Annotated in this window: 15 protein-coding genes, 1 rRNA gene and 1 other annotated feature; of the genes, 8 read left to right on the plus strand and 8 right to left on the minus strand. The window is 44.2% G+C overall.

The annotated features are described in order from the left end of the window. From R7E29_RS02275 to rluD, 4 genes are all read right to left on the minus strand, one after another. Window positions 1–67 (minus strand): 16S ribosomal RNA (locus R7E29_RS02275); the annotation flags it as partial. A gap of 505 nt (window positions 68–572) precedes the next feature. Next, window positions 573–3146 carry an ATP-dependent chaperone ClpB gene (clpB, locus tag R7E29_RS02280; RefSeq protein WP_005381873.1) on the minus strand — a complete coding sequence of 858 codons (2574 nt, stop codon included), beginning with the start codon at window positions 3144–3146 and terminating at the stop codon, window positions 573–575. Window positions 3147–3290: 144 nt separating this feature from the next. After that, window positions 3291–4019: a peptidoglycan editing factor PgeF gene (gene pgeF / locus R7E29_RS02285; RefSeq protein WP_017636152.1), complete on the minus strand. Its 729-nt coding sequence runs from the start codon at window positions 4017–4019 to the stop codon at window positions 3291–3293. A 1-nt stretch (window position 4020) separates the two neighbouring features. Further along, on the minus strand, window positions 4021–4998 hold the full coding sequence (gene rluD, locus R7E29_RS02290) for a 23S rRNA pseudouridine(1911/1915/1917) synthase RluD (RefSeq protein WP_005381875.1): 978 nt from the start codon (window positions 4996–4998) through the stop codon (window positions 4021–4023). A 136-nt stretch (window positions 4999–5134) separates the two neighbouring features. On the opposite strand from rluD, the gene bamD reads away from it, so the two are divergent. The 5 genes from bamD to yjjX all read left to right on the plus strand — a co-directional run bounded on the left by bamD (window position 5135) and on the right by yjjX (window position 10124). Beyond that, complete coding sequence (gene bamD, locus R7E29_RS02295; RefSeq protein ID WP_005381876.1) at window positions 5135–5863, plus strand: outer membrane protein assembly factor BamD; 729 nt, start codon at window positions 5135–5137, stop codon at window positions 5861–5863. Between the two features lie 148 nt (window positions 5864–6011). Continuing rightward, window positions 6012–7505 carry a lytic transglycosylase F gene (locus R7E29_RS02300; RefSeq protein ID WP_309474429.1) on the plus strand — a complete coding sequence of 498 codons (1494 nt, stop codon included), beginning with the start codon at window positions 6012–6014 and terminating at the stop codon, window positions 7503–7505. Window positions 7506–7818: 313 nt separating this feature from the next. Continuing rightward, complete coding sequence (gene hpf / locus R7E29_RS02305) at window positions 7819–8145, plus strand: ribosome hibernation-promoting factor, HPF/YfiA family (RefSeq protein WP_005381889.1); 327 nt, start codon at window positions 7819–7821, stop codon at window positions 8143–8145. Between the two features lie 108 nt (window positions 8146–8253). Next, window positions 8254–8375 (plus strand) — a sequence feature (Phe leader region). Window positions 8376–8387: 12 nt separating this feature from the next. Beyond that, the gene (pheA, locus tag R7E29_RS02310; protein ID WP_054576676.1) at window positions 8388–9566 is read left to right on the plus strand and encodes a prephenate dehydratase; all 1179 of its coding nucleotides are present in this window, start codon (window positions 8388–8390) and stop codon (window positions 9564–9566) included. A 24-nt stretch (window positions 9567–9590) separates the two neighbouring features. After that, on the plus strand, window positions 9591–10124 hold the full coding sequence (gene yjjX / locus R7E29_RS02315; RefSeq protein WP_005381891.1) for an inosine/xanthosine triphosphatase: 534 nt from the start codon (window positions 9591–9593) through the stop codon (window positions 10122–10124). Between the two features lie 110 nt (window positions 10125–10234). On the opposite strand, the gene trpR is transcribed toward yjjX, so the two are convergent. Both trpR and sltY read right to left on the minus strand, forming a co-directional pair. Beyond that, window positions 10235–10543, minus strand: coding sequence for a trp operon repressor (trpR, locus tag R7E29_RS02320; protein WP_005381892.1), 309 nt, complete (start codon window positions 10541–10543; stop codon window positions 10235–10237). Between the two features lie 13 nt (window positions 10544–10556). Continuing rightward, complete coding sequence (sltY, locus tag R7E29_RS02325) at window positions 10557–12503, minus strand: murein transglycosylase (RefSeq protein ID WP_031812891.1); 1947 nt, start codon at window positions 12501–12503, stop codon at window positions 10557–10559. A 364-nt stretch (window positions 12504–12867) separates the two neighbouring features. Here sltY and ettA point away from each other — a divergent pair, with 364 nt between their 5' ends. From ettA to R7E29_RS02340, 3 genes are all read left to right on the plus strand, one after another. Then, window positions 12868–14535, plus strand: a complete 1668-nt coding sequence (ettA, locus tag R7E29_RS02330) for an energy-dependent translational throttle protein EttA (RefSeq protein ID WP_005381894.1) — start codon at window positions 12868–12870, stop codon at window positions 14533–14535. A 230-nt stretch (window positions 14536–14765) separates the two neighbouring features. Continuing rightward, entirely contained in the window at window positions 14766–15125 is a 360-nt protein-coding gene (locus tag R7E29_RS02335) for a PilZ domain-containing protein (RefSeq protein WP_017636157.1), read from the plus strand. A gap of 39 nt (window positions 15126–15164) precedes the next feature. Continuing rightward, window positions 15165–16166 (plus strand): M23 family metallopeptidase, encoded by a 1002-nt coding sequence (locus tag R7E29_RS02340; protein ID WP_053304360.1) that lies wholly within the window; start codon window positions 15165–15167, stop codon window positions 16164–16166. A 77-nt stretch (window positions 16167–16243) separates the two neighbouring features. On the opposite strand, the gene tyrA is transcribed toward R7E29_RS02340, so the two are convergent. Beyond that, window positions 16244–17371 (minus strand): bifunctional chorismate mutase/prephenate dehydrogenase, encoded by a 1128-nt coding sequence (tyrA, locus tag R7E29_RS02345; RefSeq protein WP_054576675.1) that lies wholly within the window; start codon window positions 17369–17371, stop codon window positions 16244–16246. 21 nt (window positions 17372–17392) lie between these two features. Continuing rightward, window positions 17393–18469, minus strand: a complete 1077-nt coding sequence (locus R7E29_RS02350; RefSeq protein ID WP_005381904.1) for a 3-deoxy-7-phosphoheptulonate synthase — start codon at window positions 18467–18469, stop codon at window positions 17393–17395. Window positions 18470–18634 lie beyond the last annotated feature (165 nt).

Genomic DNA, 18634 nt, shown 5'->3' on the forward strand with positions numbered 1-18634 from the left:
GCTCGACTTGCATGTGTTAGGCCTGCCGCCAGCGTTCAATCTGAGCCATGATCAAACTCTTCAATTTAAGATTTTGTTCGGCTCAATGAATACTGAACATTACATAAGTAATGTTTGAATTGACTGTGCTGAATCCGAAGATTCAATGGTCACTTCGTATCATTGAAACCTAATTTGAAGCCTAAGCTTCTAATTGGATTATCATCAACGAGTGCCCACACAGATTGATAGGTTTATATTTTTAAAGAGCACACTTCGAAGTTCTCTTCAAAGTGGACGGCTATTTTAGCTAGATAACTTATCGTGTCAAACACTTTTTTAAGTTATTTATCTGCGAGTTAATTTTAACTCACTAACCGTAGTTGTTTAGGTTCCGCTTCACTTGCTTTCCCGTGACAACGGAGGCGCATTATAGGGAGTTCATTAAAGAACACAAGTGCATTTTTTAAAAAAACTCACCTTTTTAGTTTATTCGTATAGAAAACAGACAAAAGACTCTAAAAAACTATAGAAAAGGGGCCAAACGGCCCCTTTAGTGTGATTTTTATCTCAATTTTACTGTATCCATACAATTATTGATGAGCACAAATTTGGTCATTAGTAACAATTAGCTGCACTGTCTTGTCTGGAACGATTTCACCAGAAAGAATTGATTTGGCTAACGGGTTCTCGACATTCTGCTGAATTGCACGTTTTAAAGGACGCGCACCATACACAGGATCGAAACCAACTTGAGCGATCAAATCGAGCGCTTTGTCGGAAACTTCTAGTTGATAGCCTTTCTCCTCTAGTCGTTTCGCCAAACGTTCCAATTGAATAGAAGCAATGGACTTAATGTGTTCTTGACCAAGTGGATGGAACACCACGATTTCGTCAACACGGTTCAAGAACTCTGGGCGGAAGTGTTTGCTAACCACATCCATCACTTCACTCTTGATACCTTGATAGTCTAATGTTGCGAAATTCTCTTGGATACGAGATGAACCCAAGTTAGATGTCATGATCACAACCGTATTACGGAAGTCAACAGTACGACCTTGACCATCCGTTAAACGCCCATCATCGAGAACTTGCAGCAGAATGTTAAATACATCCGGATGCGCTTTCTCTACTTCGTCTAACAAAATTACCGAATACGGCTTGCGACGAACCGCTTCAGTTAAGTAACCACCCTCTTCATATCCGACATAGCCTGGAGGTGCACCAACCAACCTTGCCACTGAGTGTTTCTCCATGAACTCAGACATATCGATACGGACCATCGCATCTTCACTGTCGAACATAAAGCTCGCAAGTGTCTTACAAAGCTCTGTTTTGCCCACACCAGTTGGACCTAAAAATAAGAAGGAGCCAATTGGTCGGTTTGGATCAGAAAGCCCAGCTCGACTACGACGAATGGCATTCGATACAACAGAGACCGCTTCGCTTTGCCCTACCACACGATTATGCAGCACGTCTTCCATACGAAGTAGTTTCTCTTTTTCCGCTTCTAGCATCTTGGATACCGGAATGCCGGTTTGCTTAGAAAGTACTTCTGCAATCTCGTTGTCGGTTACTTTATTACGCAATAGCGTCATTTCCTGCATTTCAGCTTGGGTTGCAAGATCTAACTGCTTCTCAAGTTCAGGAATACGACCATATTGAAGCTCCGACATACGGTTTAGATCGCCAGCACGGCGAGCAAACTCCATGTCCATACGAGCTTGTTCAAGCTCAGACTTAATATGTTGAGTGCCAGAAAGAGCTGCTTTTTCTGTATTCCAAACCTCTTCTAGTTCAGCGTACTCACGTTCTTTTTCATTGAGTTCTTCATTAAGCGCTTTCAAACGCTTTTCACTCGCTTCATCGTGCTCGTTACTTAGTGCTTGCTGCTCAATTTTGAGTTGGATGATTTTACGCTCAAGCTTATCCAAGGACTCCGGCTTAGAGTCAATTTGTAAACGAATGCTTGAAGCCGCTTCGTCGATTAAGTCGATCGCTTTATCCGGCAACTGACGGTCGGAGACATAGCGATGTGACAAGCTCGCCGCAGCAACAATCGCTGGGTCAGTAATTTCGACGTGATGATGAAGCTCATAACGCTCCTTCAAGCCACGTAAAATCGCCACGGTATCCTCAACGGTCGGCTCATCCACCAGCACTTTTTGGAAACGACGTTCTAATGCTGCATCTTTTTCGATGTACTGACGATATTCATCCAATGTTGTTGCGCCAACACAGTGCAGCTCACCACGAGCTAATGCCGGTTTTAGCATGTTGCCCGCATCCATTGAGCCTTCACCTTTACCAGCACCGACCATAGTGTGTAGTTCATCAATGAAGAGGATGACGTTGCCTTCTTCTTTAGCAAGTTCATTCAATACTGATTTTAAACGCTCTTCAAATTCCCCACGGTATTTCGCGCCAGCAACCAGTGCGCCCATATCCAGTGATAGCACACGGCGACCACGCAGACCTTCAGGTACTTCATTGTTAACTATGCGCTGCGCTAAGCCTTCAACAATTGCTGTCTTACCTACGCCTGGTTCACCGATAATCACAGGGTTGTTTTTAGTACGACGCTGCAATACCTGGATAGTACGACGGATTTCATCATCACGGCCGATAACCGGATCCAATTTACCTTGCTCTGCACGTTCGGTAAGGTCTATGGTGAACTTTTCCAATGCTTGACGAAGCTCTTCTGCATTCGGATCATTGACCTTTTGACCACCTCTGATCTTTTCGATTGCCTGGCTGACTTTTTGCTCTGTTAAGCCGATCTCTTTGAGCAATTGCCCCAATGGTCCGCGATCTTCTAAAGCGGCAAGCAGGAAGACTTCAGACGAGATATAGGAGTCTTGACGCTTTTGCGCCACTTTGTCACACAGGTTAAACAATGTGCCCATCGAGCTAGAGAGCTGAACATCCCCACCGATGCCACTGACTTTTGGTAATCGATCTAACATTTCACTCAATTTAGAGCGTAAATGCGTTACGTCCACATCCAGCATAGTAAGCAATGGACGAATTGGACTGCCATTTTGATCAAGCAAAGCCACCATGAGGTGAACTGGCTCGATATATTGATGATCGCGCCCTAACGCTAGTGATTGAGCATCAGAGATAGCGATTTGAAACTTACTTGTGAATCGATCAAGACGCATATCTACCTTCCTAACCTCAACTAAAGGAAATTCTTTTGACAGTTAGAAAGATGGATACTCGGGTGGGGAATTTCAAGGGAGTGAATGAATAAAGATAGCTTTGCAAAAATAGTAGTATGCATCTTAGCACTTTGGTGCTTATAGCTAGTCTTCGATCCAAATAAAGGTTGCTTGTCGACCAGTCTTACCATCACGGCGATAAGAGTAAAAAGAGGCTTTATCTTGGTAAGTACAAAGTCCAGAATCAAACACTTGTGTCACACCAGCCCGGTTTAGACGTTGCGTTGCCAGCACCGACATGTCAGCAAACCATTTACCGTCGATATCGCGTGGAGCAAATGCTTGATTCGCCTGTGAATCAAAATCAACAAAAGCTTGCAGAACATCTTCACCCACTTCGAAGGCTTGAGGGCCAATGGCGGGGCCAAGCCACGCTATCACTTCACCAGAAAACAACGCTAACGCATTTTCGACAATGCCATTTGCTAAGCCGCGCCAACCTGCGTGAACAGCGGCTACTTGCGTACCTTGTGTATTAGTCAATAATACAGGTAAACAATCGGCGGTCATCGCTGAACAAATAACATGGCTTGAAGAAGTAAATACACCATCCGCATCAAGCACCTGTGTTGTTGGTTCATTTGCTTGAGCCACAACGGTTGAATGCGTTTGGTTTAACCAGATTGGCGCATTTGGCATGCTTGCCTGTTGCGCCAACCAAGCTCGGTTCTTCTCTACTAAAGACAAATCATCCCCAACGTGAGCACCTAAATTTAGCCCTTGGTAAGGGCCTGTCGAAAATCCGCCTATGCGTGTTGAGGCGAAAGCTTTGACATTTTTAGGCGCTGGCCAATTCGGAATGATTCTCTTCATATTAGAACTCTTCCGGTAAGCCGTGCTCTTCTGTATCTTGACGAAGCGCTTCAGTCATCACAACCATGTCATCAGGCACTGGAGCATGAAACTCAAGAACTTCGCCCGTAATTGGGTGCTCAAAGCGCAGCATTACTGCGTGCAATGCTTGGCGATCGAAACCCCGGATCATTGCCGTTAGCTCTTCAGACGCACCTGTCGGGATGCGAGCACGTCCACCATATGCAATATCACCGAGCAACGGATGCTGAAGGTAAGACATGTGCACACGAATCTGGTGCGTACGACCCGTTTCTAGACGCAAGCGAATACGCGTGTGTTCGCGGAAGCGTTCAGCAACACGGTAGTGCGTTACTGCTGGTTTGCCCATTGGTGCTACCGCCATAAGCGTGCGCTTAGTAGAGTGACGACCAATCGGTTGATCCACTTTACCGCCCGCAGTCATACGACCAATAGCGATCGCTTCGTACTCACGAGTAATATTACGTTTTTGCAGTGCGCGAACCAGACGAGTTTGTGCAGGAACAGTTTTCGCCACCACCATCAAACCCGTTGTGTCTTTATCCAAACGGTGCACGATACCTGCACGAGGTACTTCTGCAATATCAGGGTAATGATGCAACAACGCATTAAGTACAGTGCCATCAGGCGTACCAGCGCCCGGATGAACCACAAAGTCACGAGGTTTGTTGATAACGATAATATCTTCATCTTCATAGACGATATCTAGCGGGATATCTTGCGCTTCCCAGCGTTCTTCATCTTCTAACTCGGCTTGCAATGTAATTTCCTCGCCACCCATTACTTTGGTACGAGGTTTAGTGACAACTTCACCATCAACTTGAACTTTCCCATCAAGCAGCCACTCTTTTAGGCGCGAGCGAGAGAAGTCCGCGAATAATTCGGCGATAGCTTGGTCTAAACGTTGACCTAACTGGCTATCTTTTACGGTATTTGTTAATACAATCTGCTGAGCCATATCGAACTTTTTTAAAAACTGTGAGACTAATGCTCACGACTGTGAAAAAATAGACTATTACGTCATTGTATCTGTTACTGGAAAGAAAGTAACGGCAGCTTAAGAAATATTTAGATTCAAGGAACAGACTCCTGATATGAAACGTCAGACTTTAACAGGCCTTTTAGCGGTATCCCTTCTGTTTGGATGTGCAAGCAAAGAAGAAATCGTTCCTGATGTGCCGCCTTCGGAACTGTATGCAGACGCACAGATTTCTCTTCAAAGTGGTAATTGGCTTTCTGCAATTGAGAAACTGGAAGCATTAGACTCACGTTACCCATTCGGTGCCTACTCTGAACAGGTGCAGCTTGACCTAATCTATGCGTACTACAAAAACGACGACCTTGCTTTGGGCTTGGCAACCATTTCTCGCTTTATGCGTTTAAACCCAACCCATGAAAAGATGGATTGGGTGCTGTACATGCGAGGTCTAAGCCACATGGCGCAAGATCGTAACTTTATGCATGATTTATTCAGCGTAGATCGAAGCGATCGCGATCCTGAACCGGTAAAAAAAGCGTTTGATGACTTCAAAAAACTACTTCAACGCTACCCGAATAGCCCATATGCAGAAGATTCACAAAAACGTATGGTTGCGCTGAAAAACCGTCTAGCGAACTATGATTTAGCGACTGCTGACTTCTACCTTCGCCGTGAAGCTTGGGTCGCTGCTATTAATCGCAGCCAAGAGCTACAAAAAGCGTATCCAGACACAGAAGCTGCACGTAAGTCACTGACTATCCAGCTAGAGGCCTACAAGCAACTTGGTTTGGAAGACGCCGTAGCAAGAACTGAAAAGCTTATAGAGCTCAACCCTGTGAAGTAATTGAACTTGCTTTAAACTGAACCGCCACCGTTTTTACCGTGGCGGTTTTTTATTACTCTCAATAGTGTATTCAGCCCTTTCTTGATGATCTTCCTAGCTCCACATATGCTTAAAGTTCTCCTCCCCCCTTTATAAAAAGGATGTGAACGTGACGATATCTAAGCTTTGCGCAGTTATGCTGCTCCTATTGTCTACTTCCGTTTGCGCACTGCAAATCTCGCCGCTCAAACAGCCTCCTTATACCGGAGACCTCGATGTCATCAAGGAGAAGAATGTACTGCGCGTCTTAGTTTCTGCTGATTTAGGCTTTTACTACATTGAGGGCGGCACACCAAAAGGCATAGGCGCGGAATTGCTGGCGCATTTCGAAAAAGACCTTCGTAAACTCAAACCAAAACTTAACGTACAAATTATTCCTGTTGCCCGCGACCAGCTACTGCCAGCTTTAGAAAACGGTTCAGGTGACTTAGTTGTCGCCAACCTGACTATTACCGACACGCGCAAACAGAAAGTGGAGTTCAGTTCACCCATTCTCACTGACATTCATGAGTGGGTAGTGACAAACAAAAGCACACCAACGATGACGAAAATCGAACAACTGAGCGGCAAAGAGATTTGGGTGCGCGCCAGCTCTAGCTACTTTGAAAGCATTCAGACACTAAATAAGAAACTAAACAAAAAAGGCTTACCGCCTGTTATCGTGCACTTTATTGAAGAAACACTTCAAGATTATGAGCTGGTCGGAATGCTCAACAATGGTTACGTCAGAGCCATTGTTCTCGATAGCCATAAAGCCAAGCTTTGGCTGAAAGTGATGGATGATATTCGGGTGCATAAAAAAATCCCTATCCGCAAAAATGGCAAAATTGCTTGGGCAATGCGAGAAAATAGTCCCAAATTAAAAGCCGTCGTGAATAAGTTCATCCAGAAGTCTCGCTCTGGGACACTACTCGGTAACGTTATTTACGGTAAATACATCGATAACACGGGATGGTTGAACAGAGCTCTTAACCCTAAGAAAATTGCTCAACTAGAAAAACTCGCGGCGCTATTTTCACGCTATGGTGAGAAATACGATATCGACTATTTACTGATCGCTGCAATCGCTTACAAGGAATCAGGATTTAATAACGACCTAGTTGGAAGCCGAGGTGCCGTTGGCATAATGCAAGTCCTACCCAGCACCGCTCAAGATCCGAATATCAATATCAAAAATGTTCGACAATTAGAAAACAACATTCATGCTGGAGTGAAATACTTAGCTTTTTTGCGTAAGCAGTACTTCAGTGATCCTGATATTACTGCACAAAATAAACTCTACTTTACATTGGCGGCTTACAATGCGGGCCCCGGCAATGTAGAGCGTATTCGTAAGCGTGCAGCCCAACAAGGTTACGATCCTAATGTTTGGTTTAATAACGTGGAAGTCGTTATGCGGAAAAGTTTAAGCTCAACGGTTGGGTACGTCACAAGCATTAATCGCTACTACATAATATACAAACAACTAGAAAGTTTGGACCAAGTCAAAAGTTTAGAAGGGGTTTCACTAGCCCCAAAAGACCCCATTTTCATGATACCGCTACGAAAAGTCAGCCAAATGCCAGACAGTAAAAAGCCGCTTGTACAGCAAGCGGCTTTTTAAATGGATTCATTGGAGAGACTCAGTGATCGTCATCACACCTTACGTGTAGTTAAATTTTAACCACCTCAAATATTAGGCCGTAAAACTTCCCTAAAAACGAGGCCGTTTTCAGCTGAGTACTCTATCCAATCTACGGATTTACTAACCGATAACAAGCAATTTCACGATAAATCTCAGAAGTTCTTGAGTGAGATCACATTCATTTTTCATCATAAAAAACCCGAGCAAAATAATGATCTGAATCACATTTTTTTATGCTTAAAGCGGTAATCTGAACTCAACCCATGAGGGATGCAACAGAGGAAAAACACTTATGACAATGAATATCACTGGCAAAAACATCGAAATCACCTCTGCAATCCGAGCTCATATTGAGAGCAAATTTAAAAAACTGGAGAAATGGCAAGTAGACCTAATTGGTTGCCAAGCAACTTTCAGTGAGGAACCAAACAAACAGAAGAAATTCGAAGCGGTTATCAAAGTTCCTAAAGGCCAGCTCATTGCCTCAGCAACTCACGAAGATCTTTACGCAGCTATCAACGAAGTGGAGCAAAAACTAGAACGACAATTGAACAAGCTGACCCACAAACCTGAAGCTCGACGTGCAAGTAAGCCTGAGCTAGTGGAAGAAGAAGAGTAAACTGAACAGATTGAGGAAATAGCGCCGAAAGGCGCTATTTTTTTGCTTGACGCTCTCCCCAGCCTTGCTTATTGTGTTTAAACACTCATAAATTAAGCACTATTTATGCATTTAACCTCACTGTTTATTTTTGACTTCTTTTTCCTCCCATAGTTGGAGGGGCGAACTCGTTTGTGAAAGAAAAGTCAAAAACAAACAGAAAGCCTCCCAAATCGGGAGGCTTTTTTATAAGGAAAGAATTGATGACTGACCAACCTATTTCCCTCGAAGAAATTCGTTTACGCTTGAATGAGTTGGATGACCAACTTCTCAGCTTATTGTCTGAGCGCCGTAAACTCAGCATTGAAGTAGCCAAAAGCAAAGTACAAACCTCAAAGCCTGTTCGCGACGCCGTCCGTGAACAGCAATTATTGGTCAAGCTGATTTCTAATGGCCAAGATAAATACGAACTTGACGCGCAGTACATCACCAAGCTTTTCCATACCATCATTGAAGACTCAGTTCTGCTTCAACAAAGTTATCTGCAAAATCTCGTTAACCCACAGCAAAGCCGTAAGCCACTTGCTCGCGTCGCTTTTTTAGGAGCCAAAGGCTCTTATTCGCACTTGGCAAGTCGCGAATACTTCAGTCGTAAAAATACGGAGCTTATCGAGCTCAACTGCGAGCACTTTAAAGAAGTGACTCAAACGGTTGAATCTGGCCATGCTGATTATGGCGTTCTGCCAATCGAAAACACCAGCTCAGGCTCTATTAATGAAGTGTATGACTTACTACAACACACGACGCTTTACATCGTTGGAGAGCTAACTCAACCAATCGAACACTGCTTGGTTGCGAAAAAAGACATTCGTCTGGAAGATATTAAAACGCTGTATTCTCACCCTCAGCCACACCAACAGTGCAGTGAGTTTTTAAGCCGTATGAAAGGGGTAAAGCTGGAGTCCTGCGCGAGCACAGCAGATGCAATGCAGAAAGTCCAAGAGATGGATCGTGATGATGTGGCTGCAATTGGTAGTGCATCAAGCGGTAAGCTATATGGCTTGCAAGCAATTCAAGGCAACATCGCAAACCAAACCGAAAACCATACTCGCTTTATCGTGGTTGCTCGTAAACCGGTTGAAGTTTCTACTCAGATTCCAGCAAAAACCACATTGATCATGTCGACCTCCCAAGAGGCAGGTTCATTGGTTGAAACACTATTAGTGCTGCAACGTTACGGCATCAATATGACCAAGCTGGAATCACGCCCAATTATGGGGAACCCGTGGGAAGAGATGTTCTACGTAGACTTGACATCACATCTTGCTTCGACAGAAATGCAACAGGCACTTGAAGAGCTGACAAAAATCACTAAGCACTTGAAAGTATTAGGCTGTTACCCGAGTGAGAACGTAAAGCCTACGCAAGTAAAATTGAGTTAATAGACACCAGTGAGTAAAAAGATCATGGCAACCCAAAAAGTCGTAATCGCATCGCTAAACCCAGCCAAAATTAATGCAGTTCAAAGTGCATTTCGTAATGCATTTCCGCATCAAGAATTCAACTTCGTTGGCATCAGTGTACCGAGTGAGGTCGCAGATCAGCCCATGACGAATGAAGAAACTCATCGTGGTGCGCTAAACCGCGTTAAAAACGCAAAAGTAGAGATGCCAAACGCGGATTACTATGTCGGTCTCGAAGCGGGAATTGAAGCAAACGTGACGTTTGCTTGGATGGTGGTTGAATCAGAGACTCACCGCGGTGAATCTCGTTCTGCAAGCTTAATGTTGCCGCCAAAAGTCTTGGAAAAACTCAAGGATGCGAATGAATTGGGAGATGTAATGGACGAAGTGTTTGGTACTGATAACATCAAACAGAAAGGTGGCGCTATTAGCCTGCTAACCCAAAACCAGCTAACTCGAAGCTCGGTCTATCACCAAGCCTTGATTCTGGCTTTAATTCCATTCACAAACCCTGAGCACTTTCCTTCAAATTTATAACACTCAGCCTATTCTCTAGATACGCAAAAGGGCGGATATTTCCGCCCTTTGTAATACGTTATCTTAGTCACTTGTAACACCAAGGCCTAAAAGCAAATTGGATATACTGTCTACTTAGATACCGCAACTTGTTCTAACAAGACTTTCAACTTGTCTTTTTCTTCATCAGATTTCGACTTTAGTTCGTTAGAGCCACGAGTAATGGTGGCAATGCCCACACCAAGCATCTGACTGATCTGACGTTGAGATAATTCTCCTTTAAGAAGTTCGTTAATTATATTAACGCGTGATATTAATGACTCTCTCTCATCACGTGACATCAGCATAGTTAACAGCATGTCATCTTGCTGGGTGCCCATACTTGTTCGAATTAGCTCAATAATCTGTTGCCAGTCTTTGTACTCGGGTTCGTGCGACATCAAGTTACCTCACTCAATACTTGGTATTGATCTCATGTTGATTCAAGAACGCGCCATCGATACCCAAAAGATCACGATAGTATGTTTCAAACATCAAGATGTTTTGTACATAACCGCGCGTCTCTTTAAATGGAATTGCCTCAATAAAGGCATAAGCATCCACTTTTCCTTGGGTACGCTCTCGCCACGTTTTTACTCTGTTAGGACCTGCATTATAAGCAGCAAGAGCAAAAATACGATTATTATCGTAATCCTCTAATAAACCTTGCAAATAATGGCTACCAATTTCGATATTTTTTCCTACATTGTAGAGATCCTGCGTACCTTGATAACTCAACTTATATTTACGTGCCGTGTACTTCGCCGTCGCAGGCATGATCTGCATAAGACCACGAGCGCCAACTGGAGAGCGGGCTTCAACATCTAACGCACTTTCCTGTCGAGCGAGAGACATCATCGTGACGGGATCAATGTTGTGCTTTTTCGCATAAAAGTTAAACCACCAGCGGTGTGCTATTGGGAACCTAAGTTCGATATTATCCCACATCTGCGCTTGAATACTCGCGGTCACCGTTAGGTGATGCCAACGTTTAAATGATGCATAAGCCGCCAACATCGCCTTTTCATCTTTTCCTACGCGGCGCAGTAAGTGTGCCCATTCACTCTTCGCTGCTGCGATTTTATCCGTCGCGATCAACTCTTCGATACGAGCTAACGAGTCTTGATAGGGTTGAACAACTTTCTTATCCAACTTAACCGTATGCGTTGGGTATTTGATTGATTGTCCGATTGCATTGGCGGCAGCCACACTGTAGAAGTTTCGTTGCCCAAGCAGAGTTGCTAAACGCTGTTTCCCCGCGATGTCATCACCTAACGCTATTTCACTTCTTCCAAGCCAATATTGCCAGCGTAGCGTGGCTTGTTCTTCTTTATTTAGAACAGCAATCCACTCTTGTACGCCTTTCCAATCTGCATTTTGAATCGCTAAGCGGATACGTGTTTCAATCAACGGTAAGTACTGACTGGTTTTCGTTTTATCATCGCGCCATTTAGCTAATGACTCAGACTCCGTACGAGTCAATCGAAATGCAATATAGTCGGCAAGTTCTTGCGCTTTTTCTGGAGAAAACTTCTGTCCTTTAATGACAGCATCGTACGCACCTTGAGCTTGGCTAGTGTTCATACGAGCCAACTTTTCTAACGCATATTCACTTTGCGCTCGATTAAAATCATTCGCAGGTTTTTTCTTCGCGAATTCCGCAACACTTGAAGGATTATCAAACAACGCTTTCATTTCTTTGGCTTGTTGCTTTGCCTGCGCTGATTTAGGCAGTTTGAGCAAGTAACTCATCAAACCGCCATTACGAGCATCAAACGCCAGTAACATACGCTGTAGAATCAGTTCATCGGTACGCTCACCCGCCTTGTCCCATGCTTCAAATAATGGGTCACACTCATCAGCAATGCTGATGCCACGTAACCACATATGTTCAGCCCCTTTAAACGCCGCGACTTTCTTGCCTTGCTTTAATTGAGCGACGTAGAAAATACATTGGTAACGCTCACCACTAGGAATGACTTTTTGAAACTCAGTAATGGTTTTCCAATCTTTTTGCTTATAAAGATGATTGAGGTATGGAGCGCGAACTCGACGAGAAAATGGAAAAGACTCGTGCTCAGAAATAAACTCGTTCACCTGTTGTGGTGACTTTTCCGGTAACTGTCTAATAAAAGTGCGGTAATCCACATAAGGCGTTAGTGGATAGTCAGAAATTTTAGGACGAATCGAAAGGTATCCGTCGATGTCATTTTTATCTAATAAATCTTGAGCTTGCTCATATACTTCGCGCTGCTTTTCCAAACTCAGCGCGGCATTAGCACTCAAACTCATAGCACACAACGCGGCGGCGCAGCATACGTTTTTAGCCAATTCAGATACGTTGAATCTCATTTGTGTCATTTTCCCCAGACATATACTGCCCTAAAGCCTAGTTTTGTTAGAGTTCATGTGATGTTAAGGCAATTTTCACACATGCATCTATTTACACAGAATGCAGATGTCCATGTAAAGCAACTTAGTGTATTAAAAATTGTACTCGTCAAACTTTTAAGACGATGGAGACAAAGCGTTTCTAACTCACATAGAAAACACTTCGTCATTCTTAACGAATAACAAAAGTGTATACCCTAACCGTGTAAGTTTCCGGTCAGCTCAAAATAAGAAATCCATTCGTTAGGGAAATTCTTGCAATGCGGTAACAAAAACAAAGCACTTGGTATAAAATGATGGGTTTGAATGACAGTTAATTTAGGAACGATCGGCAATGGCTGAATACGTATATACCATGTCGCGGGTGAGCAAAATTGTGCCACCTAAGCGTCAAATTCTTAAAGACATCTCTCTGAGCTTCTTCCCTGGTGCGAAAATCGGTGTTTTAGGTCTGAACGGTGCAGGTAAATCCACACTGCTACGTATCATGGCAGGTATCGACACGGATATCGACGGTGAAGCGCGTCCACAACCTGGTCTAAACGTAGGTTACCTACCTCAGGAACCAGTATTAGACGAATCAAAAACCGTTCGTGAAGTTGTTGAAGAAGCGGTTGCTGACGTTGCTGACGCTCTGAAACGTTTGGACGCAGTCTACGCAGCATACGCTGAACCAGATGCAGACTTCGACGCACTTGCAAAAGAGCAAGGCGAGCTAGAAGCCCTTATCCAAGCGAAAGATGGCCACAACCTAGAAAATGCGCTTGAGCGTGCGGCAAACGCACTTCGTTTACCTGAATGGGACCAAAAAATTGCGCACCTATCAGGTGGTGAACGCCGCCGTGTGGCTATTTGTCGCTTGCTACTTTCTAAGCCAGACATGCTACTGCTTGATGAACCTACCAACCACCTAGATGCAGAATCAGTGGCTTGGCTAGAGCGCTTCTTAGTGGATTACACTGGTACCGTAGTAGCCATCACCCACGACCGTTACTTCCTAGATAACGCTGCGGGCTGGATCTTAGAACTGGACCGTGGTGAAGGTATCCCATGGGAAGGCAACTACACCTCATGGCTGGAGCAAAAAGACGCTCGTCTACAACAAGAAGCCTCCCAAGAGAGTGCTCGCCAAAAGACTATCGAGAAAGAGCTTGAGTGGGTACGTAAAAACCCTAAAGGTCGTCAAGCGAAGTCAAAAGCACGTATGGCTCGCTTTGAAGAACTGCAAAGCTCTGATCATCAAAAACGTAATGAAACCAATGAACTATTTATCCCACCAGGTGAGCGTCTAGGTGATAAGGTTATTGAAGTGAAGAACCTGACCAAGTCATTTGACGGTCGAGTTCTAATTGATGACCTGTCATTCAGCATCCCTAAAGGTGCAATTGTTGGTATCATCGGTGCTAACGGCGCAGGTAAATCGACGCTATTCAAGATGTTAAGTGGTACTGAACAACCAGACTCGGGCACAATTGAGATGGGCGATACAGTAAAACTAGCATCTGTCGATCAGTTCCGTGACAGCATGGACGATTCTAAAACCGTATTCCAAGAGATCTCTGAAGGTGCTGATATCATTAAGATCAACAACTTCGAAATCCCAGCTCGTGCATACTGTTCACGCTTTAACTTTAAAGGCAGTGACCAACAAAAGATTATTGGTGAACTATCGGGGGGTGAGCGTAACCGTGTCCACCTTGCGAAGCTTCTTAAAGCGGGCGGCAACGTGTTGCTACTCGACGAACCAACCAACGACCTTGACGTTGAAACACTGCGTGCTCTAGAAGAAGCATTACTAGAGTTCCCTGGTTGTGCAATGGTTATCTCGCACGACCGCTGGTTCCTTGACCGTATCGCAACCCACATCATTGACTACCGTGACGAAGGCCAAGTTAACTTCTACGAAGGTAACTACACAGAGTACATGGATTGGTTGAAGAAAACATTGGGTCCTGAAGCCGCAGAACCACACCGTATCAAATACAAGCGTATTGCGAAGTAATCGCAACCCACAAAGTTTGATTGTAATTTGTACAAAGGCCGCTATCATAGCGGCCTTTGTTTTCTTTGTTATAAAAAGAGCTCATTAGCCCGTCTCGTTCGTTAAGAACATGACATAGCACTTACGTCACTCTGTAGCGACCTCGACACTTTTCAAACAACAATCGAACATTTTTTGTTCGTATTGATATACTATTCAATTCTGTTTGACGACCTGACGAGAATATTCATATGACAGAGAGACGACGCTTTTCACGTATTCTCCATCAAGCTCCAGCTAAGATAGAACAACGTGACTTGGTAATTGAAGCTAGGATTCAAGATCTTTCCTTGCATGGTTTACTCATGAAAGTGGAAGAGACTGAGGCTTTGGATCCAACCCTTCCAGTCCATGTGACTTTTTCATTTGATCAATCCGAACAAGTGATTACGTTAAAAGCGCAAATTGTGAATGTCTCTAAGTGTGAGGTGAGGTTGAAGATCGCTAAGATAGACATCGAAAGCATTAGCCAACTAAAACGATTTATAGAATTGAATGTAGGCAATAACGACCTTCTGAATCGAGAGTTAGAGCACCTCTCTGGTTTTTAGGAGAAAAATAAATGAACGCCTATTTAAGTAACAATAACTATGTCTAAAAAAATCATCATGCAGATCCCGACGAAAGACGGCGATCAGCAGTTCTATTTGGGCCGCAGTTCGGTCCTAGCAGTATTTGCTTCAGTATTGGCATTACCCGCCGTCGTTTGTGGCGCGTGGTACCTTAATCAGCAGCAGATGCACAATAAAGACGAACTAACACAAATCATCGCCAAACTGGAAAGTGAAAAGGCCGAAGTGACGGCTCTTTACGAAGAGCAGCTTGATACCAATCATTCACTTTCCCAGTCTTTGACTGACAAAAACAATCAAATTCAGCTATTGGGCAAACGGGTATTCGACGTTGAATCGGTTTTAGGTCTCGCAGACGAAGAGTTGATGATCGATGAGAACAGCATGGGGTTAGAGGAGCGAATTGACGCAGCCGCTATCGATTCTGCTGTTCGAGCGACGATGTTCCGTTTGATACCAAATGACAGTCCAGTCACATACCAACGTATTTCTTCTTCTTACGGCAGTCGTATTAATCCGATTTCAGGTAAGAGACATGTTCATACTGGTATCGATCTGACTTGTAAAAGAGGAGAAGAGATCCTGGCACCGGCTGACGGTGTGGTGGAAACCGTTCGCCCGAGCAATCGTGGTTATGGTAACTATGTCACCATTCGTCACTCATTTGGCTTTATGAGCTCCTTTGCTCATCTACAACGCTTCAAAGTGAAAAGCGGTCAGTTTGTTAGTAAAGGCGACATCATTGCTCAATGCGGTAACTCTGGCAACTCCACAGGGCCACACTTGCACTATGAAGTACGCTTCCTCGGACGAGCACTCAACCCTCAATACTTAATGGAGTGGACGCCAGAAAACTTCAACGACGTCTTTGAAAAAGAGAAAAAAGTGAAATGGGGACCTTTGGTTCAATTGATTGATAACGTTGTACGCCTACAAGTCAATTTAACCAATTCACCCTATCGCGATACCAGTATCAACACAGTATCAAGTGAAGATACGAGTAATACTGCGACGAACTGATTTGTCCATCAACACGAAAAAGAGCAGCTTACGCTGCTCTTTTTGTTTCGGACTCTGCACGACTAAATAACCCGTGATTAACCGCGATGAATATTATCATTCGCCTGTTTGAGTAAGTTTTGGCTCTCATTCATAAATTGTTGAGAATAAGTACCAAACCAATCACTCACCTGCTTAAAGCTTTCGATGAATCGCGCTTTGTCTCCGCTATCCAGAATCGCTACCGCATCACCTAAACGCTGATGGAATCGCTTGATCATATCGATATTCTCTTGAGAAGAGAAAATGATATCACCGTACAAGTTCGGATCCTGACCAAACAGTCGTCCCACCATCGCCAATTCAAGGCGGTAGATTGGCGAGCTTAACTTCAACAACTGATCGATGTTCGGATTCTCTTTGCTAAGGTGCATACCGTAAGCAAACGACGTGAAGTGGCGCAACGCCTGAATCAACGTCATGCCATGATCGTGCTCTTGTGCATCGATTTGGCACAAGCTTGCGCCCCAAATCCCAAACTGTTGCAATAGCCATTGGTAATGCTCGTGACCACGGCCATCACAGTACACAATAACCTGCTTGGCAAGGCTCGGAACATCTGGGCCAAACATTGGGTGCAAACCAACCACAGGACCTTGGTGCACATTCAACATTGCTTGCAGAGGCTTCGACTTGATAGAAGTCAGGTCACACAGAATGCAGTCTTGCGGCAAGTTCCCCAGTTTTTCGATCACCCCTTCCGTTAGATGAATCGGCACCGTGACCACGACTAAACCCGCGTTGTCTAGAATCTCATCCGCATGATCCCAGTCTTTACTGCCGAGAACTTTGACCCGGTAGCCCGACAATTTGAACATACGCCCAAACAGGCCACCCAATTGACCATTACCACCAATAATAACAACTGAGCGTAAATCAGGGTTCAAACACTTAAAACCGGAATCTTTCTCGCTGGCATAAGATTCACGCATTGTTCGACGCAGAATATCTTCAATAAGCTGTGGAGGAATTCCCATTTTTTCAGCTTCAGCGCGACGAGAAGCTAACATCGCCGCTTCACGGTCTGGAGCATAAATTGGCAAACCATGTTCGCTTTTTACTTCCCCAACTTTCTCTACGAGCGCTAAACGCTGAGCCAATAGCTCCAACATTTGCTTGTCGACTGCATCAATCTGATCGCGTAATGCGTTAAGTTCAACTGCCATTGATGTTCCTTAAATCCTGTATTAATTAGCCTTTAGACGATTTTCTAAGAAAGGCACTAGCTCTTCATGTGCATGACGTAATAGTGCCTCAGTTGAATCCCAATTGATACATGCGTCAGTGATAGATACACCGTATTTCATCTCTTCAAGAGCTAAGTCAGAAGATTGATTTCCTTCATTGATATGGCTTTCAATCATAAGACCGATAATAGATTTATTGCCTTCACGGATTTGATGAATCACATCCTCCGCGACTAATGGCTGGCGACGGTAATCTTTACGTGAGTTGGCGTGACTGCAATCCACCATTAATGAAGCATCAAGACCAGATTTCGCCATCTCTTGCTCACACTCAGTGACTGATACCGAATCGTAGTTAGTTTGCTTGCCGCCACGTAAGATCACATGTCCATTAGCATTACCCTGGGTGGTCAACAGTGCGACTTGTCCCTCACGGTTAATTCCCATAAAACGGTGGCTAGAGGACGCAGCTTGCATCGCGTTAATTGCGGTTGCCAAACTGCCATCGGTGCCATTCTTAAAACCGATTGGCATAGACAGGCCGCTTGCCATTTCACGGTGAGTTTGTGACTCCGTCGTACGAGCACCGATGGCTGCCCAGCTAAAAGTATCCGCCAAGTATTGTGGGCTAATTGGGTCTAGAGCCTCAGTCGCGAGCGGGATTTCCATCTCTGCCAACTCCACCAGAAGTTCGCGTCCAACATGCAGACCGTGTTCAATATCGAAACTGCCGTCTAGGTGTGGGTCATTGATCAGGCCTTTCCAGCCGACCGTGGTGCGCGGCTTCTCAAAGTAAACACGCATAACAATATACAGTTGGTCACTTAGTTGTTCAGAGAGTGCTTTAAGTCGCTTTGCGTAATCCTTCGCCGCTTCTACGTCGTGGATAGAACATGGACCGCATACAACAAGCAGGCGGTGATCCTTCTTGTGAATAATATTAGCGATAGTTTGACGAGACTCTTGAATAAAGCGACGTGCTTTTTCACTCAAAGGAAGCTTGGTTTTTAGTTCCTCCGGAGTAATAAGAACCTGTTCTTCGATAATATTAATATTGCTCAACTCACTTTTCTGCATAACTCTAACCTGTATATTTATTTTTACACCCAACCAAACCTTTGGTGAGACAACTAAGCTTTAACGACAAGATAACAGGCTAAAAAAGAAAAACAAGCGTACAGAATAAAAAACATTTAGTGTAAACCTAGGTTTACAGTTAAATAAAAAGCCAAAATATAATTA

Origin of the sequence: Vibrio sp. Vb1729, from assembly GCF_033338655.1 — a bacterium.
GTDB classification, from domain to species: Bacteria; Pseudomonadota; Gammaproteobacteria; order Enterobacterales; family Vibrionaceae; genus Vibrio; species Vibrio alginolyticus.

Bases quoted from the DNA above. Each gene is read 5' to 3' on its own strand.
- clpB (WP_005381873.1), bottom strand. From the start codon at position 3,146: ATGCGTCTTGATCGATTCACAAGTAAGTTTCAAATCGCTATCTCTGAT.
- pgeF (WP_017636152.1), bottom strand. From the start codon at position 4,019: ATGAAGAGAATCATTCCGAATTGGCCAGCGCCTAAAAATGTCAAAGCT.
- rluD (WP_005381875.1), bottom strand. From the start codon at position 4,998: ATGGCTCAGCAGATTGTATTAACAAATACCGTAAAAGATAGCCAGTTA.
- bamD (WP_005381876.1), top strand. From the start codon at position 5,135: ATGAAACGTCAGACTTTAACAGGCCTTTTAGCGGTATCCCTTCTGTTT.
- hpf (WP_005381889.1), top strand. From the start codon at position 7,819: ATGACAATGAATATCACTGGCAAAAACATCGAAATCACCTCTGCAATC.
- pheA (WP_054576676.1), top strand. From the start codon at position 8,388: ATGACTGACCAACCTATTTCCCTCGAAGAAATTCGTTTACGCTTGAAT.
- yjjX (WP_005381891.1), top strand. From the start codon at position 9,591: ATGGCAACCCAAAAAGTCGTAATCGCATCGCTAAACCCAGCCAAAATT.
- trpR (WP_005381892.1), bottom strand. From the start codon at position 10,543: ATGTCGCACGAACCCGAGTACAAAGACTGGCAACAGATTATTGAGCTA.
- sltY (WP_031812891.1), bottom strand. From the start codon at position 12,503: ATGACACAAATGAGATTCAACGTATCTGAATTGGCTAAAAACGTATGC.
- ettA (WP_005381894.1), top strand. From the start codon at position 12,868: ATGGCTGAATACGTATATACCATGTCGCGGGTGAGCAAAATTGTGCCA.
- R7E29_RS02335 (WP_017636157.1), top strand. From the start codon at position 14,766: ATGACAGAGAGACGACGCTTTTCACGTATTCTCCATCAAGCTCCAGCT.
- R7E29_RS02340 (WP_053304360.1), top strand. From the start codon at position 15,165: ATGTCTAAAAAAATCATCATGCAGATCCCGACGAAAGACGGCGATCAG.
- tyrA (WP_054576675.1), bottom strand. From the start codon at position 17,371: ATGGCAGTTGAACTTAACGCATTACGCGATCAGATTGATGCAGTCGAC.
- R7E29_RS02350 (WP_005381904.1), bottom strand. From the start codon at position 18,469: ATGCAGAAAAGTGAGTTGAGCAATATTAATATTATCGAAGAACAGGTT.